General features: G+C 54.6%; 2 protein-coding genes. One reads left to right on the forward strand and one right to left on the reverse strand.

Annotation, left to right across the window (positions count from 1 at the left end; translation table 11 throughout):
• Positions 1-21: 21 nt before the first annotated feature.
• On the reverse strand, positions 22-918 hold the full coding sequence (locus GTU67_RS15135) for a cation efflux transmembrane domain-containing protein (protein ID WP_004574643.1): 897 nt from the start codon (positions 916-918) through the stop codon (positions 22-24).
• 95 nt (positions 919-1,013) lie between these two features.
• Here GTU67_RS15135 and cadR point away from each other — a divergent pair, with 95 nt between their 5' ends.
• Positions 1,014-1,421, forward strand: coding sequence for a Cd(II)/Pb(II)-responsive transcriptional regulator (gene cadR, locus GTU67_RS15140; RefSeq protein ID WP_004364961.1), 408 nt, complete (start codon positions 1,014-1,016; stop codon positions 1,419-1,421).
• Positions 1,422-1,508: the final 87 nt, after the last annotated feature.

The following is a 1,508-nucleotide window of genomic DNA, read 5'->3' on the forward strand; positions in this document are numbered from 1 at the left end:
TTTGCCAATAATGAGCATTATTTAACCCTTCAACGCCAAAATGCGTCTGGCACCGTTAAGTACAATGCCCCCCGCGATGGTGCCGATAATCAGATCCGGATAATTGGAACCGGTCCACGCGACCAGGGCGCCGGCGGTGATGACCCCCAGGTTGATCACCACGTCGTTGGCCGAGAATATCCAGCTTGCCTTCATGTGCGCCCCGCCTTCCCGATGTTTGGATATGAGCAGCAGACAACTGGTATTGGCAATCAATGCGACGAATGCGATAGCCATCATCACCAGCGATTCAGGCTCACTACCGAATACAAAGCGTCTCACCACCTCTACGAGCACGCCCACAGCCAAGATCAGTTGCAGTACACCAGCAAGATGCGCGGCACGTACCTGCATTTTCACGCTATGTCCAACCGCATAAAGGGCAAGCCCGTACACCGCCGCATCGGCAAAATTGTCCAGGGATTCTCCAATCAGGCCGGTGGACTGGGCGATCAGACCGGCAGTCATTTCCACCACGAACAGAAGTGCATTGATGCCGAGCAACCAGCGCAGGGTCCCGGATTCTTGCTTAGCAGAAGCTGCCGAAAACTCGGCGGCCTTGATGGTCTCCGGATTTGCAGCGACGGTTTCCTGAAGCGAGGCGCCTAGCCCCAAGGTCTTCAGTTTCGAGGTGACGGGCTCGACCTCGCCGTCATGCACGACCTTCAGCCGGCGGTTCGACAAGTCGAAGGACAGCGCCCGAATCTCCTCAAAGCCGTTCAGGGCTAGGCGAATCATTCGTTCTTCTGATGGACAGTCCATCTTCGGCACGGCATAAACACTGACCCATCTCCCTGGCGCCTCGGAGGAGGCCTGTATATCGGTATCCGCTGCGGACGTTGCATCACCGCCACAGGCGCCACCACAGGATTTGCTCATGATACGACTCCACTTGAACAATGTTGTGGTACCATTTAAAACTATAAAGCTACTATAAGGTCAATAGAGTAAAGAATCCGTTGGGGAGGAGGCTGATGCGCATTGGTCAGTTGGCGCAGTTGGTAGGGGTCGAAACACAGACGATCCGCTTCTATGAACAGCAGGGCTTGTTGCCGCCGCCTGATCGGCAGGACAACGGTTACCGTGTCTATACCGAGAAGCATGGTGAGGGGCTGGCCTTCATCCGTCGCTGCAGAATCCTGGGCCTGTCACTGGCTGAGATTCACGAACTACAGAGCTATCAGGACGACCCTCATCAGCCTTGTACCGCCGTCAACGCCTTGCTCGATGATCACATCTCTCATGTGCGGTCGCAGATAACCGCTCTGCAAGCGCTTGAGAAACAACTCGTTTCACTGAGAGCGAGTTGCAACGATGACCGGGAAGTTGAGGCGTGTGGGGTTCTTGCTGGAATTAGCGAAGGAAACATGCACCAGCAGTAGGTGAAGCATCAACCAGATAATCCGATGAGATGCCGGTCTGTCTCACTCTCATGCAAAGGTAAGATCAACCATTTAATCCGCTTACCC

The sequence above is a fragment of the Pusillimonas minor genome (assembly GCF_014237865.1).
Lineage (GTDB): Bacteria > Pseudomonadota > Gammaproteobacteria > Burkholderiales > Burkholderiaceae_B > Neopusillimonas > Neopusillimonas minor.